Here is a 1124-nt window from a genome sequence, read left to right as displayed (position 1 = left end):
ATAGTGTTTAGTTCGAATCTTTACCGGTAAGATACGGCCAGATGTTTGGTTCGGTGATCGCGCTCAATCCTCGTGGAATGTATTCTTTCAGCGTCGAGAGATCTGGCATAAGGCGGTACTTGAACCACTCTTGCAATTGATTCCAGCACCCTTCGACAGGGTTTAATTCGGGAAGTTTCGACGGGAAGTACCACACTTCGAGATCATCCCCGCGCACGCACGAGACCGAACTGTCTCCGACAGTTTCGGTCTCGCGCTCACCACTCACATGCTCCCAAAGATCTCTCGCGTAGAAGTAGCCTGCTCGATCCAGAAACACCACTAATTCCTCACCGAACCTCTCTTTCAACGCCTCTAACAGCCGAATCCCATGGTTCCGTGTGAGATTCTCTTCTGTCCAGCAGAAAAAGCTGTCACCATCGTCGGTGACCGCGCCCAGCACTGTCACCGACTCCCAGGACGTTGCAGTCTCTATCGTCGGATCTGACCCGATTGGGTACCAGCCACGCCGCTGGACGGTTCCGACGTGCTTGGTGAATTGATCGACGACAACGACGGTTTTTTCGCTCAGTTCGGGCCGTTTTTTTCGACTGTCTCTTGGAACTCGGCCTTCTCTTCGGGGTCAGCCTCGTGGTGTTGAGGCCGTGCTGTCCGCAGGGATAGCCCGGCCTCTCTCAACAAGTCGTACGCGTAGTTCTGGTGGTATTCGACGCCGTACTCCTCTTTGACGTGATGAAGCAAGAGCTTCGCTGACCACGCTTGCTGGTCGTAGCCGAGTTCAGTTGGTGGCTGTTGCAGCTGTTCGAATAGCTGTTCACGCTGTTCTCCCTCGATTTTTGCTGGGCCTCCTGGGCGAGGAGCGTCGTAGGGGGCCTGCTCGATCGGTTCTTCCTCGAACCGATCGAGCCAGTTGCGGATCGTTTTTTCAACGACGCCATGCCGTTTAGCCAGCGTATCGAGTTGATCGCCCTGCTTGCGCCCGATCGCCGCGAGAACGCGTTCTCGCGGCTTTCCCTCGTCAATCTCCTCTTTGAGTTCGTAGAGTTCCTCAAGCGCAACCTCTTCAAGCCGACCCATTACCAAATCTACTACGTCTATCGGTAAATATCTTGATTAAACACTAT

At 54.1% G+C, this 1124-nt stretch carries 2 protein-coding genes; both read right to left on the bottom strand.

The window, feature by feature from the left end; all coding sequences use genetic code 11:
* Positions 1 to 7 precede the first annotated feature (7 nt).
* Positions 8 to 571: an IS630 family transposase gene (locus HKK80_RS14940; protein ID WP_411800375.1), complete on the bottom strand. Its 564-nt coding sequence runs from the start codon at positions 569 to 571 to the stop codon at positions 8 to 10.
* On the bottom strand, positions 568 to 1077 hold the full coding sequence (locus HKK80_RS14935) for an IS630 family transposase (RefSeq protein WP_411800374.1): 510 nt from the start codon (positions 1075 to 1077) through the stop codon (positions 568 to 570). Before HKK80_RS14935 ends, HKK80_RS14940 begins: the two co-directional genes overlap by 4 nt.
* Positions 1078 to 1124: the final 47 nt, after the last annotated feature.

The sequence above is a fragment of the Halonotius sp. F2-221B genome, assembly GCF_046719765.1.
Lineage (GTDB): Archaea > Halobacteriota > Halobacteria > Halobacteriales > Haloferacaceae > Halonotius.
This window is presented reverse-complemented; position numbering and strand designations above follow the sequence as displayed.

Coding starts and splice junctions, on each gene's coding strand:
- HKK80_RS14935 (WP_411800374.1), bottom strand. CDS start 1,077: ATGGGTCGGCTTGAAGAGGTTGCGCTTGAGGAACTCTACGAACTCAAA.